The 13,654-nt window shown below is 62.6% G+C and carries 10 protein-coding genes; 2 read left to right on the forward strand and 8 right to left on the reverse strand.

The features are described 5' to 3' along the window. Window positions 1-327 precede the first annotated feature (327 nt). Window positions 328-1,443 carry a hypothetical protein gene (locus tag NKH78_RS08830; RefSeq protein WP_352505197.1) on the forward strand — a complete coding sequence of 372 codons (1,116 nt, stop codon included), beginning with the start codon at window positions 328-330 and terminating at the stop codon, window positions 1,441-1,443. 47 nt (window positions 1,444-1,490) lie between these two features. Here NKH78_RS08830 and nadE read toward each other — a convergent pair whose 3' ends face one another. The 8 genes from nadE to NKH78_RS08870 all read right to left on the reverse strand — a co-directional run bounded on the left by nadE (window position 1,491) and on the right by NKH78_RS08870 (window position 12,485). Continuing rightward, complete coding sequence (gene nadE, locus NKH78_RS08835; protein ID WP_352777218.1) at window positions 1,491-2,498, reverse strand: NAD(+) synthase; 1,008 nt, start codon at window positions 2,496-2,498, stop codon at window positions 1,491-1,493. After that, window positions 2,495-4,042 (reverse strand): class I adenylate-forming enzyme family protein, encoded by a 1,548-nt coding sequence (locus NKH78_RS08840; protein WP_352737045.1) that lies wholly within the window; start codon window positions 4,040-4,042, stop codon window positions 2,495-2,497. Before NKH78_RS08840 ends, nadE begins: the two co-directional genes overlap by 4 nt. Before the next feature lie 22 nt (window positions 4,043-4,064). Next, a complete protein-coding gene (locus tag NKH78_RS08845; RefSeq protein ID WP_254818658.1) occupies window positions 4,065-4,328 on the reverse strand; it encodes an acyl carrier protein in 264 nt (87 codons plus the stop codon). Between the two features lie 19 nt (window positions 4,329-4,347). Beyond that, entirely contained in the window at window positions 4,348-6,285 is a 1,938-nt protein-coding gene (gene asnB, locus NKH78_RS08850; RefSeq protein ID WP_352737046.1) for an asparagine synthase (glutamine-hydrolyzing), read from the reverse strand. Window positions 6,286-6,469: 184 nt separating this feature from the next. Further along, on the reverse strand, window positions 6,470-7,441 hold the full coding sequence (locus NKH78_RS08855) for an NAD-dependent epimerase/dehydratase family protein (RefSeq protein WP_352737047.1): 972 nt from the start codon (window positions 7,439-7,441) through the stop codon (window positions 6,470-6,472). A gap of 109 nt (window positions 7,442-7,550) precedes the next feature. Next, window positions 7,551-11,009 (reverse strand): chromosome segregation protein SMC, encoded by a 3,459-nt coding sequence (gene smc, locus NKH78_RS08860; protein WP_352505202.1) that lies wholly within the window; start codon window positions 11,007-11,009, stop codon window positions 7,551-7,553. Window positions 11,010-11,126: 117 nt separating this feature from the next. Beyond that, window positions 11,127-11,855, reverse strand: coding sequence for a DsbA family protein (locus NKH78_RS08865; RefSeq protein WP_254818473.1), 729 nt, complete (start codon window positions 11,853-11,855; stop codon window positions 11,127-11,129). A gap of 129 nt (window positions 11,856-11,984) precedes the next feature. Beyond that, window positions 11,985-12,485, reverse strand: a complete 501-nt coding sequence (locus tag NKH78_RS08870) for a DUF721 domain-containing protein (protein WP_352777216.1) — start codon at window positions 12,483-12,485, stop codon at window positions 11,985-11,987. Window positions 12,486-12,534: 49 nt separating this feature from the next. Here NKH78_RS08870 and mutY point away from each other — a divergent pair, with 49 nt between their 5' ends. Further along, a complete protein-coding gene (gene mutY, locus NKH78_RS08875) occupies window positions 12,535-13,647 on the forward strand; it encodes an A/G-specific adenine glycosylase (RefSeq protein ID WP_352505204.1) in 1,113 nt (370 codons plus the stop codon). Window positions 13,648-13,654: the final 7 nt, after the last annotated feature.

Consider the following 13,654-nt stretch of genomic DNA (forward strand, 5'->3'; position numbering starts at 1 on the left):
ACGCCGGTCGTCCGCCAGGAACCAAAATTGCTGATGCCCAAGTATGAGGCCCGGACAACCAGGTTCGCTACCATTCAAAGCAACGACTTTAATATCGGTTTACCTGAATCTGCTAGCAGCAATGACGCCGGTTTTTCGTCGGTCAAGCAAAGGGTTCACCTTGCCGCAGCAATTCAGCATTCCGTTCGGTCACCCGGGCGATCGCAACTGGCCGAGGTTCCACGGCTTCATGGGCGTCGAATTGGAACGCGCGCCCGATGTTCTCGTGCCTCGTGTCGCCTTGGCCCGGAAGCTCGGTGGGTGGAACTTTGGTGGCGGGAGCCGGGCTTGAGCGTCATTCGCGCCTTGCAAGGCGCCGATCTCCCAGCAGTCGCGAACATGTTTCAACGCGTGCTGCTGAAGGAAAGGACCGAAGCGCCGGCCTCTCTCGTGGAATACATGAAACGGTTTTATCTGGATGCGCCCGGTTGCGGAGATAGCCTCCGGTCGCTTGTCCACGTCAACGACGCCGGTCGTGTCTCCGGGTTTGTCGGTGTTCATGTGTTGCCGATGACGTTCAACGGCCGTCAAGTACGCGCCGCCATCTGTAGCTCGCTCATGGTCGAGGACCATGAGCACGACCCGCTGGCCGGCGCCCGCTTGCTGAAAGCTTACCTGGATGGTCCGCAGGACATCTCCTTCAGCGAGACGGCCAACGATATCTCGGTGAAATTGTGGACCCGGCTGCGCGGCGTGGTCCTGCCGCAATACAGCCTCGACTGGGTGCGTGTGATGCGGCCAGCGACCTTCATGCTCAGCCTTTCCGCCAATCGCATGGAGCTTGCCCGAGTGCTCAATCCGTTGGCGCGTGCCGTCGACCGATTCTATTGCAGGAGGATGACGTCCAGCGAACGACGCTGGTCGGGTGTGGCGGCGGACGGGGCAGGTCACGGGGGATTTCGCATGTCCGAAATCGACAGCCACACATTTGCCAAGCTAATCGAGCCGTTTATCGCGCGTTTCGCGCTACGCCCGGAATGGACGGAAGACCAACTCAACCACATCCTGACCGATGCCGCACAAAAGCCGGATCTGGGCGAGCTTGTCTACGTTTGCGTGACGTCGCCAGTCGGCACCAATGTCGGCGCTTTCGCCTATTACGCACGGAAGTATGAAATTGGCCGCGTGCTGCAGATCCTCGCCCTGCCCGGCCAGGCGGGCTCCGTGATAGACTGCCTGATCGATCATGCCGCCGCGCGCGGCGTCAGCGGCCTGCGCGGACGTGTTCAACCTGCACTTCTAGAGGCGATGCTTGGACGACGGATCGCTTTCCTGACCGTTGCTTCAACGGTGGTGCATTCACGTGATCCAGAGCTGTTGGACGCCATGAAGAACTCGCAAGTTTTCCTGAACGGGCTTGCGGGCGAGCAATGGAGCCGGCTGATCGGCACCCGTTTCAGCTAGAGCGGGATGCATGCAAATCGAACCGTGCACACCGCTCTACCTGTTTGTCAGGTGCCGATTTCCTCGACGACATCAACGAGTTGCGGACGCTGGTGCAGATAACGCGTCGCCCTGCGTTTGGCGATGATATCGGCCCAGACGCTTTCCACTTGTGTGGCGGCCAACCCCGCCGCCTGCCCCACTACCTCAGCCGCCACGCCGTTGTTGAGACCGTAAAGGCACAGATCCATGCGGTCATAAGGAAGCGAGAAGTAAAACTCCTCCTGGGTCTGCGCCAGCGAGTAGGTATCGGTGGTCGGAGGCCGGTTGAGGATTTCCTCCGGAACACCGAGATGGGCCGCGAGCGCATAGACCTGCGTTTTATAGAGATGAGCGATCGGCTTGACGTCCGCGGCGCCGTCACCGTTCTTCACGAAGAAACCCTGATCGTATTCCAGCCGGTTCGGTGTTCCAAGAACGGCGAAATTCAGGCGGTCGGCGTGATAGTATTCAATCTGCTTGCGGGTGCGTTGTTTCATATTGGTAGCGGCGACGACGCCGAGATAGACAGGCAGCGGCATTCTCAGTTTCGTCTGCTTGCCGTCCGGATCCTGCACCACCAGGGATGAGATGTTGTAACCCCCGCCCTCGAGCGCGTTCGCGATGACGATCTTCGAGGCCCAGCCTTCGCCGTATTCCGGGACCACTTCGCGGATGAAGGCGTCGCGACGCTTGTAGCAGCCCATTGCGCGCAGGATCGGCCCTATATCCTCCGTCACAGCCTCGACACCGAAAGTTTCGGCGACGAGGCGGCCGAGCCGCAGGCTTTCAGGATCGGAATCGCTTTCCGGCATGAACAGGCAAAGCACATTCTTGGGCCCGACGGCTCGTGCCGCCAACGCGACCGACACGCTCGAATCGATCCCGCCCGAAAGACCGAGCACAAGGCCCCGCTTGCGAAGCCCGCGCAACTGCTGGCGCAAGGCCGTTACGATACGGTCCGTTTCGGTGATCAGGTCGATTGCCAGAGCCTGCGTCAGAAAGGCCCGCGCATCCTCGGTCGGGCGAACATTCATTGCGCGGCCTCCATGGTTTCTGCCGCAAGCCGACGGCTGACCTTGCCGGTATCAGTCTTCGGCAGTTCCCGGCGGAACTCGATGACCTTGGGGACCATGAAGTCCTCAAGGTGGCGTGCACAGTGACGGATGATATCCTTTTCGCTAAGCGCCGGGTCGGACCGTACGATAACTGCGCCGATCGAATGCCCGAGCACGGGATCCGGCACACCGACAACCACCGCTTCCGCGATGCCCGGATGAGCGTGAAGCACGGCTTCCACTTCCTTGGGCGCCACCTTCTCCCCCCGCGACTTTATGATGTCGTCCTTGCGGCCGACGAAATAAAGGAAGCCCTCCTCATCGGCCCTGAACAGATCGCCGGTGTAGAGAACCTTCTCCCAAGGGTTCGGACCCGGGCGCAGGGCTCGTGCTGTCGCAGCTTCGTTTCGCCAATAACCCTGCATGACGTGCGGCCCGCGAATGATCAGCTCGCCTGCTACGCCCGGCGGCACCCGTTGCCCGTGGTCGTCGACGACAAAGGCTTCGGTGTTCGGAATGGCTATTCCGACCGAGCCCGGCCGGCGGTCGAGCTCCTCGGGCGGCAGATAGGTGCAGCGCTTGCATTCCGTCAGGCCATACATCGAATAGAGCCTGACACCGGGGAAAAGGAACCGAAGGCGTTCTATGTGAGAGGGCGGCAAGGCAGCCGCCGTGTTGGAAATATAGCGAAGGCTGGGCAGGAAGCCCGGCGCCAGATCACGCATCTGCAGGATCATCGCTGCCATCGTGGGCACGAGCGGAAGCCCGGTGACTCGTTCCTGGCGGATGCGTTCAAAGACCGCCTGGGGAAAAGCGAAGGACTTCTCGAGCACGAGCGTGGCGCCGAGCCTGACGGCCATCAGCAACTGATAGAGGCCGTAGTCGAAGGCGAGCGGCAGAACATTCAAGATGATGTCGTCGGGCGAGTTGCGCAGATAAGTGGTGATGGAGTCGGCCGCCGCGTCGCAATTGCGGTGCGTCATCATCACACCCTTGGGCCGGCCGGTCGAGCCCGAGGTGTAGATCAACATCGCAAGATCGACGTCAATGCCGCGATGGTCAATCTCCCCGGCTTGAAACGTCAAGCAATCCGCCAGGGATGTGGCTCCTGCCGGGCATTGGTTATCGGCAGCAACGGTGGAAGCCACGAAGATACCGGTCTTGCCGGAGTATCTTGACGCCTCCGCGACCACGGGCATCAGTTTTGCTTGAGTGAGAATCGCGGCCGCATCGCAATCGGTGATAATGTAGGCCAGCTTTTCGGCCTTAGTGGATGCGTTGATCGGACTGAAAGTCGCGCCTGCTTTAAGAACCGCGAAAATCGAAACCGCAGCCTCCCAGCAATTGTCCATGAAGATCAGGACCCGGTCGTCGCGCCTGACGCCATTCATGAAAAGGGCGGCGGCCAGGCGGCTCGAGAGATCGTCCAGCTCTTCGTAGCACAGCCTTTTGTGCTCGGTGATCAATGCCGTTTTGGCTGGATCGGCAGCGGCTTTCGCCGTCAGAAAATGTTCGATTCGCACGGACGCTCCTCGCCGATGGCGCCTACGCTGCCAGCGCTTCTGCTTTTGCCTTGATGAAGGCTGAGATGCGGTCAATCGAATCCAGATTGGCCGGTACGATGTCGGCATCGACCATCGCTATGCCGAAATCATCCTCTATAAATGCCACGAGCTCCAACACGGCCGTCGAATCGATGATGCCGTTTTCGATCAGTGACGCGGAGTCCGCAAGCTCGTAGGACGTGTCGCCGAACAAGAAGTTGTCGACGATAAAGGTTTTGACCTTGTCCTTGATTGCTACCATGATTTTTCATTCCCTCGATTTCTCAGGCCGCTCGTGCTGCACCGACCTTTTCGCCGGTGAAAATCTTCTGCCACAGCTGCGTCGACAAAATGCCGACGAAAGCCGCATTGTCGCGGAATCCGGACGCGGGCTGCAAGCGGCATTTCTCGTGCAGGTTCGCCACCGCCTTGGCGTTGAATAGTCCTCCGGCGGCGATGCTTGCCTCGCTCAACGAGTCGCGTATGTAGTCCAGTTCTCCGGGTCCAACGAAGGAGCGGGCTTCCGGCGCCCGGTAAGGCTGTTTGGTGCGCTCGCTGATGGCCGTCGGAAGCAGGTGCTTGGCAACTTTGCGCAGTATGTGTTTTTCCACCAGTCCCTTGAGCTTCATCTCCGGCGGAAGTCTTGCCGCAAACTCCACCAAGCGATGGTCAAGGAAGGGGAAACGCCCTTCGATACCATGCGCCATGGCCATGCGATCGCCCTGGCTGGAGAGGATGTAGCCCGGCAGGAGAAAGCGGGTTTCGAGATATTGCGCTTGATGCAGCGGATGCCACCGGGAAAACGCCTCAGGCAACCGGCCGGCCAGTTCCTCGGCTGCGTCGTAGCCCTTCAATGTCGCACGCAGGTCACCGGAGAAAAACATCTTGGCCGCTGATGTGGTCTTGAAACGCGGCCGATGCGAGAACAGCGGATCGTCCAGGGCTGCGCTGCCGGTGCCGAAGAACGCGGCCAGGTACTCTACGGACTGCTGCTGCAGACCTGGCAGATAGGGATAAAGCTTCCGGAACAGCTGTGGTCTTATGCGCGATGCCGGCTGTCGTCCGCAGAAACGGCGAACCCGCGCTTCCTTGAAGACATCATAGCCGGCAAAGACTTCGTCGGCGCCTTCGCCTGTCAGCACCACTTTCAAACCGGCCTGGCGAACGAGGCCGGACAGTTGATAGAGGGGGGCCGGGGCGGTGCGGATGATCGGCCGCTCGGTAAAGCGGATGACTTCGGGAAACACGCCGGCGATATCACCGGCACGACAGGCTATGGTTCGATGGCGCGTGCCAAGTGCTGACGCCATTTCGGTCTGGAAGGCGCTTTCGTCATGCTCGCCGCTGTCGAACGTTACGGAAAATGTCTGCAGCTTAAGAGGAGTCATGCCGGCCGCGAGTGCCGAAACGAGGGATGAATCGAGCCCGCCCGAAAGGTAAGAACCGACCGGCACGTCGGCGCGCATGCGAAGCCTCACCGCGTCGGTCAACAAGGTCCGCAGTTCCTCGGCCGCGTCGTCCTCATTGGTGATCTTCGATGGCGCATCTCGATGAGGATAGTCCAGATGCCAGTATGGTTTGACCGTCACTTGCCCCTCGGTCGCGATCATTACGCTTGCCGGCTCCAGCTCGTGGATATCCCGGAAAGCCGTGCGTGGCGCGATCGGCGCCCAAAGCGTAAAGATCTGGTCGAGTGCAATCGGATCGATTTCGGCAGAGATGCCGGGTACCTTCAGCAGGGCTTTTATCTCGGACGCAAAGTAGACCACCCCGTCCTTGCTGGTGTAGAACAGCGGCCTAACACCCATGCGGTCTCTTGCAAGCACCATCCGCCGCCGCCGGCTATCCCAAATCGCGAAGGCGAAATCACCGTTCAGGAGCGGGAGGCAGTCTTCGCCCATTTCCTCATACAGCTGCAGGAGAACCTCGGTGTCGCTCGACGTGCGGAAGCGTCGGCCTTTGGCCAGCAGCCCTTCGCGCAATTCCACGTAATTGAAAATCTCGCCGTTGAACGCAATCGTCAAATTGCCGGTTTCGTCGGACATCGGCTGCTGGCCATCACCAATTCCGATCACCGACAGCCGCGCATGCCCGAGTCCAGCCTCGGGCGCTACGAATTTGCCTTGTTCATCCGGTCCGCGATGGGCGATCGCGGACGTCATGCGCGCAAGCAAAGCTTCCGCATCCCGGACTGAACCGAAATAGCCCCCGAATCCGCACATCCACACAGCTCATATTGAACAGCAAGCCACGAAACATAGCCGTCATAAGCGCCTCAAAGGTTAATCGGATACCTTTCAGCGAGCATGTGGTTAACAGGATGTTAGGACAAAACGATGCTTTTGCGGACCGGCTTGTGCCCACTCCAGGTGTCCCGCTTGAAGGCGTCACGGCGAGTGGTGCAAATCACTGCTTCGAGTATGGCCGGTACCAGTCGACAAACTTCTTCAGCCCGTCCTCTATCGAAACGCTAGGCCTGAAGCCGAAATCCCGCTCCAGCGCGCTCATGTCGGCGTAAGTCTTCTCGACGTCGCTCGCCTGCATCGGCTCGTTGTGGCGGATTGCCTTGACCTTGAGCAGCCTTTCCAGAATGTCGATGAAGTCGCCCAGACGCACCGGCCGGTTGTTGCCGACATTGTAGAGCCTGTTCGGCGGAACGTCGGCTGCCGGCGGCTTGTCGAGCACGGCGACGACCGCCTTAACCACATCGTCTATGTAGGTGAAATCGCGCCACATTTCGCCATTGTTGAAAACCCGGATCGGCTTGCCCTCGAGCATCGCCCGGGTGAACATCCAATAGGCCATGTCGGGGCGGCCCCAAGGACCATAGACCGTGAAAAACCGCAGGCCGGTCTGCGGTATGCCGAACAGATGGGCGTAGGTGTGGCTCATCAACTCATCGGTTTTCTTGGTGGCGGCGTAGAGCGAAACGGGCTTGTCGACCTGATCGGCTTCGCTGAACGGCACGCTGCGGTTGCCGCCATACACCGAGCTCGACGAGGCATAGACCAGATGCTCGAATGCCGGCTCGGCGCGACAGAATTCGAGCACTTCGAGGTGGCCCATGACATTGGAGCGGACATAGAGCCGCGGATTGTCGAGTGAGTGACGCACACCGGCCTGCGCGGCGAGATGCACGATCCTGACGATGCCTTGCCCGGCCAGAGCAGCCGCAAGCGCGCCCTGTTCGGCAATATCGAGCTGGTGGAACGAAAAATCCTTGCGGGGCAGAAGGCGGGCAAGCCGCCCCTTTTTGAGCGCCAGGTCGTAATAGTCGTTCATGTTGTCGACGCCGACGACCGCTTGTCCCCGGTCGAGCAGATAGTGGCAAACGTGACTGCCAATGAACCCCGCGGCACCGGTGACAAGTATAGGCAACAAGCTTCTCCACGCGCATAGCCGGGCCGGTATCTGGAGCGGCAGATCCGGCCCATTTCGTCGTGCTATAGTCGAAAGCCGAGGTGGAGACCACCATTAAGCTGATGCGTCAGCTTGCCTCGCGCATGGCTTCGGCCGCCTGCAGGTCAACCGACACCAGTTGGCTGACGCCTTGCTCGGCCATGGTTACCCCGAACAGCCGGTCCATGCGCGCCATGGTGATCGGGTTGTGTGTGATGATGACGAAGCGCGTTTCGGTGGTTGCGGCCATTTCGTCCATCAGATTGCAGAAGCGTTCGACATTGTGGTCGTCGAGCGGCGCGTCGACTTCGTCGAGCACGCAGATCGGCGCCGGATTGGTCAGGAACACGGCGAAGATCAGCGACATCGCCGTCAACGCCTGCTCGCCGCCCGACAGCAGCGTCATCGTCTGCGGCTTCTTGCCGGGCGGTCGCGCCAGGATCTCGAGCCCGGCTTCGAGCGGATCGTCGGACTCGATCAGTTGCAGCTCGGCGGTGCCGCCGCCGAACAGATGCGAAAACAGCCGTTGAAAATGGCCGTTGACCACCTCGAAGGCAGCGAGCAGCCGCTCGCGGCCTTCACGGTTCAGGCTGTGGATCGCCTGCCGCAGCTTACGGATCGCCTCGATGATGTCGTCGCGCTCGGAAACGATGGTCTCCAGCCGGTCCGACAGTTCCTTCTGCTCTTCTTCGGCGCGCAAATTGACGGCGCCCAACCGTTCGCGCTCGACCTTCAGCCGGTCGAGCTGACGCTCGATCTCGGCCATTTCGGGCATCGGGCTGTCGGGTTCGAGGCCGGTGTGGCGGATCACCAGATGCGGCGGCGTGTTCAGCGTTTCCTGGATGCGCGCTTCGACTTCCAGCCGACGCTCGTCGGCGGCGGTCAGCCGCTCTTCGGCGCGAACACGCGTTTCGCGCGCTTCGGCGAGCGATTGGATGGCAGCGGTCGCAGCCTTGTCCAGCTCGGACTGCCGGTTCTCCGCTTCCTGCAAGCGGTCGCCGGCAGCCTTGCGCAGGCTTTCGGCCTCGGCGAGCTGCGACAGCAAGGCGCGCCGCTTGGCGTCGATCTCGTCGGGTGCGTCGGCCAGCCGCTCGCGCTCGGCCTCGGCCTCGGCCTTGCGTTCGCCGAGCGCTGCGATCTGCGTCGACGCGTTTTCGGCGCGCTCCACCCAGTTGCGCCGTTCCGCGCCGATGGCGTCGAGCCGGCGCGCACGTGCCTCGGCTTCCCGCTTCAGGCCCTCGTGAACGGCGCGCGCATCGGCAAGGGCGGCGCGGTCGCGGGCGACGTTGGCGGCCGACTGGTCGAGTTGCGACTGCAGATCGCCGAGATCGGGCGCGTCCTGCAGCAGCATTTCCGCCTCGACGAATGCTGTCGCCGTTTCCTCATGGCTGTCGACAATGCGGGCGCGCGCCTCGTCAAGTGCTGCACGCCGGCTCGACAGTTCGCCGCCGGCCTTTTCGGCCTCGGCCAGCGCATTGCGAGCAGCGTCCAGCCCGTGCTGGGCGTCGCGCCCGGCCTGTCGAGCGGAGCGTTCGGCTTCGCTCGCCTGGGCAAGCGCCTGTTCGGCCCGGGCAAGAGCCTGTTCGGCGTCGCGCAGTATGCGGGTGGCATGGATCGCTTCGGCGTCGAGTTCGGCCAGCCGGTTTTTCTGCGCCAGCCGCTGCGCGGCGGCGGTCGGCGCATCGGAGCTGGCGGTAAAGCCGTCCCAGCGCCACAGCGCGCCTTCGCGGCTGACCAGCCGTTGACCGGGGGCAAGCAGCGTCTGCAGCCTTCTTCCGTCGGCGGCTTCGACAATGCCGATCTGGGCCAGCCGGCGGGCCAGCTGCGCCGGCGCGCGCACCACGCTGGCGAGGCTCTTTATACCTTCGGGCAACGCGGCGTCGCCGGGCTGGATTTCGCTCTGGCCCCAATGCACCGGCGCGCTGCGGTCGAGCGGCACGTCGAGATCTTCGCCAAGTGCGGCACCCAGCGCCGTCTCGTAGCCGCGCTCGACGCTGATCTGCTCCAGCACCGAGGGAAACAAGTCGCCGCTCGCAGCATTGAGGATCTTGGCAAGCGTGCGGGCCTCGGTTTCGATCCGCGCCAGCTCGGCCTTTGCGTCCTGAACCGGTGGGCGGGCAGCACCTTCGCCCGCACGCGCCTCGGCGACCGCCCGTTCGGCTGCAATCGCTGCTGCCTCGGCCCCTTCGAGCAGTGCCAGCGCCTGTTCGACCAGCAGCCGCTTCTCGGCGGGATCGGGCAGGCCGGCGACCCTGGAGACGATCTCCGACAATTCGCGGTCGACATCTGCAAGCTGGCGGCCAAAGCGGTCGCGGCGCTCGGCGGTATCGCGCAGCGTCCGTTCGATCTGGTTGCGGGAGGCGGCAGCCTCCGCCCGTTCGGCGGTCAGCGCGGCGAGCCTGGCCTCGCTAGAGGCAAGCGTCGATGCCGCCTGCTCGAAAGCCGCGCGGGTGCTGGCCTCACGCTCGGCGGCGCCGGCGTTTTCGGTGTTGAGCGCGGCTTCTTCGGCAGCGAGACGTTCGAGGATATCCGCATTGTCGCGGACCATGCGCTGCTCGCGGGCAAGGTCGTCATCAAGCTGTTGCAGTCGGCGGTCGAGCTCTGCCTGGCGGGCGCGGATGCGGCCTGCCTCTTCCTCGATCTGCGCCTTGGCGATCGACAGACGCTGGAAGGCTGCGGCGGCTGCTGCTTCCGCATCGCGCAGGTCCGGCAGCCGGTGGGCGTTGATGCCTTGTTCCCTGGCGGCAGCCATCTGGGCAGCAGCACGGTCGCCGACCAGCGCGGTGGCAATCGCCAGCGCCGAACGCGCTTCGCCTTCCTGCGTCTTGGCCAGCGTCCAGCGAAGATGCAGCAGCGTCGCTTCGGCTTTGCGGATGTCGGCCGACAGGTTCTTGAAGCGCGAGGCTTGGCGGGCTTGGCGTTTCAGGCTTTCGATCTGGCTTTCCAGTTCGCCGACAACGTCGTCCAGCCTTTCGAGGTTCTGTTCCGCCGCCTTCAGCCGCAGCTCGGCTTCGTGGCGCCGTGTGTGCAGGCCGGAAATTCCGGCTGCCTCTTCCAGCAGCGCGCGGCGCGCCTGCGGCTTTGCCTGGATCAGCTCGCCGATGCGGCCCTGCCCGACCATCGATGGCGAACGCGCGCCGGTCGACTGGTCGGCGAACAGCAGCTGCACATCCTTGGCGCGGGCTTCCTTGCCGTTGATGCGGTAGAGCGAACCCGCCTCGCGTTCGATGCGGCGCGAAACCTGCAACTCGTCTGAATCATTGAAGGCCGAGGGCGCGCTACGGTCGCTGTTGTCGAGAAAAAGCGTGACTTCAGCGGTGTTGCGGGCCGGTCGTGTTCCGGAACCGGAAAAGATGACGTCGTCCATGCCGGACGCACGCATGTTCTTGTAGGAGCTTTCGCCCATAACCCAGCGCAGCGCCTCGACCAGGTTCGACTTGCCGCAGCCATTCGGCCCGACGATGCCGGTCAGGCCGCGTTCGATGACGAACTCGCCGGGTTCTACGAAGGATTTGAAGCCGAGCAGGCGAAGGCGCGAGAACTTCATTCGCGCCGGCCCATAGCCAAGTTTCGCAACACTGTTCCGGGGTTTTGCAAGGAGAACCCGCGGCAAGCCAAAGAAGTGCGCACGCCGAAGCGACGCCGCTTCGGCACTGCCGAAACGTCAGAGCAGAGGGTCGATGATGGCCGACATTTCCGCAATCGACATCGCCCCTTTGTAGGTCTTTCCGTTGATGAAAAAGGTCGGTGTGGAATCGACCTTGAATTCGTCGGCGCCGCGCTTCTGGACGGATCTCACATCGTCCAGAAGTTTCTGGTCCGTCAAGCAGGCCTCGAAGGACTCCTGTGTAAAACCGGCAAGCTTGGCGATTTGCAGCAGTGCGTCCTTGGTATTGTTCACACCAACCCAGTTCGCCTGCTGCCTGAACAGCACGTCGACCATCGGGAAATAGTTGTCCTTGGAGCAGCGCGCCAGCATGAAACCGGCCTCGGCACTGGGATCGAACGGAAACTCGCGCAGGATGTAACGGGCCTTGCCGGTGTCGATATATTTCGTCTTCAGCTCCGGAAACGTGGTCTCGGCGAAATGCGCGCAATGCGGGCAGGTCATCGATGCATATTCGACGATGGTGACCTTTGCATCGTCCTTGCCGAGCTGCATGTCGGGCAGCGCGCCGGGCTTCAACAAGGCTGCCATATCCACCGTGCCCTGAGCTTCAGGCGCTTTGGCGGCGGCCGGGGCGGCCGGCTTCGCAGGTTCCGCCGGAGCCGCAGGTTTCACATCCTGCGCCTCGGCTTTCTCGCCCGAGTCGCTGCAGGCGGCAAGCAGGGCTGCCGCTGGTATTGCGGCCAGTGAAGTCAAAAGGTGTCTGCGGGACAAGGAACGAAGCATACGAGTCACCTGGCAATAGTTGGATTTTGCAATGCAAAGGCTACAAAAAGCGAGAGTTGGCGCGAATTAAGGCATTACCGCCCCTATTCCAATCGCCAAATCCGGGCATACCATCACGATAGCGCGAGATCACGGCTTCTTTTGACCAAGAATGGTGGCGCCAAGGCGCTCCAACGAGGCGCGCAGCCCGTCGTCCTCGATCAAACCGACAGAGCCCGACAGCTTCGCCTTCTCCGCCACGGTCAGCGGCCGCAAACTGGGTGCCGGCCTTTCCTTGCCCGCCATTACCGGCTTCTGCACGATCCTGATCCGGCCGATCGCATTGAAACCGAGAAACGCATTGACCCGGTTGATGATCTCGCCGGTCTCGTGCTGCAGATGCAGTGCCGCCACACCCTCGCAGGCAATTACCAGCACGGCCGGCTCGAACGGATCGTCCTCGTGCATGCGGCGCGGCCACTGGATCTTTTCCGGGCGCGAGCGGCCGGCAAGCCGCGGTCCGGCAATCTCTTCCCACGACTGGACCAGCCCGATCGACATGCCGGCCCGCTTGCGCAGCACCGGGTCGAGGATCTCGGTTGCGAGATCGCTCACCGGAACGGGATTGCCGAAGGGCCTTTTCCCTGCCATGTGCGTTCTCCAGCTTCAGCATCAGTGGATTAGGGCCGACCCTCGATCAATGGCACTGCACGACCAGACCCGCAAGGCCGTATCCGGAGACAATGGCGAGATCGCGTTCCGGCTGCTTGGCTGGTACGACGCGCATCACCGCGAGCTGCCGTGGCGCGTTCCGCCGCGTGCGGTGGCAGGCGGCGCCCAGCCAGATCCCTATCTGGTCTGGCTTTCCGAGGTGATGCTGCAGCAAACCACGGTCGAGGCGGTAAAATCCTATTTCCGGGCTTTCGTGCAGAAATGGCCAACTGTCGAGGCACTGGCGGCGGCACCGACCGAAGACGTCATGAAGGCCTGGGCCGGGCTCGGCTATTATTCCCGCGCCCGTAACCTCAAAGCCTGCGCCGATCTCGTCGCGCGGCAAGGCGGCCGCTTTCCGGACAGCGAGTCCGGCTTGAGGGAACTGCCCGGCATCGGCGCCTACACGGCGGCGGCGATCGCGGCGATCGCCTTCGACCGACCAGCCGCGGTCGTCGACGGCAATGTCGAACGGGTCGTCTCACGGCTGTATTCGATCGCCACGCCTCTGGGCGACGCCAAGGGCGAGATACGCGGCCAGGTCGAACGCATGGTTCCCCCGACAAGGCCCGGCGACTTCGCGCAGGCGATGATGGACCTGGGCGCGACGATCTGCACGCCGCGCCGGCCCCGCTGCATGCTCTGCCCGGTCAGGCAGGATTGCAGCGCCACAATCTCGGGCGATCCCGAGCGCTTTCCGGTCCGCCTGCCCAAGGCCGAGAAACCCTTGCGCCGCGGCGCCGCCTTCGTCGCCGTCAGGAGCGACGGCGCCATCCTTTTGCGCAAGCGCGCGAATAAAGGCCTGCTGGGCGGCATGACCGAAGTGCCGACGACCGGCTGGACCGCGCGGATCGATGGCGCCACCACGGTGGCGGCAGCCCCGTTCCCCGGCGACTGGCGGCAGGCCGGACGCATCGGCCATATCTTTACCCATTTTGCGCTTGAACTCGACGTGTTCAAGGCGGAGACCGACAGCGTCGGCCCGGCCGGGCATTTCTGGTCGCTGGCCCATGAAATTTCCGGGGAGGCGCTGCCGAGCGTCATGAAAAAGGTAATCGAAGCGGCGATACCGGGCGCGACGAAAAAGCAGCGGCCGCATTGAAAGAGAG

It is taken from the genome of Mesorhizobium sp. M0910 (genome assembly GCF_040319465.1).
GTDB lineage: Bacteria > Pseudomonadota > Alphaproteobacteria > Rhizobiales > Rhizobiaceae > Mesorhizobium.

What these genes read in the sequence shown, in the direction of transcription:
- nadE (WP_352777218.1), bottom strand. Translation starts at nt 2,498, where the DNA reads ATGAATGTTCGCCCGACCGAGGATGCGCGGGCCTTTCTGACGCAGGCT.
- asnB (WP_352737046.1), bottom strand. Translation starts at nt 6,285, where the DNA reads ATGTGCGGATTCGGGGGCTATTTCGGTTCAGTCCGGGATGCGGAAGCT.
- smc (WP_352505202.1), bottom strand. Translation starts at nt 11,009, where the DNA reads ATGAAGTTCTCGCGCCTTCGCCTGCTCGGCTTCAAATCCTTCGTAGAA.
- NKH78_RS08865 (WP_254818473.1), bottom strand. Translation starts at nt 11,855, where the DNA reads ATGCTTCGTTCCTTGTCCCGCAGACACCTTTTGACTTCACTGGCCGCA.
- NKH78_RS08870 (WP_352777216.1), bottom strand. Translation starts at nt 12,485, where the DNA reads ATGGCAGGGAAAAGGCCCTTCGGCAATCCCGTTCCGGTGAGCGATCTC.
- mutY (WP_352505204.1), top strand. Translation starts at nt 12,535, where the DNA reads ATGGCACTGCACGACCAGACCCGCAAGGCCGTATCCGGAGACAATGGC.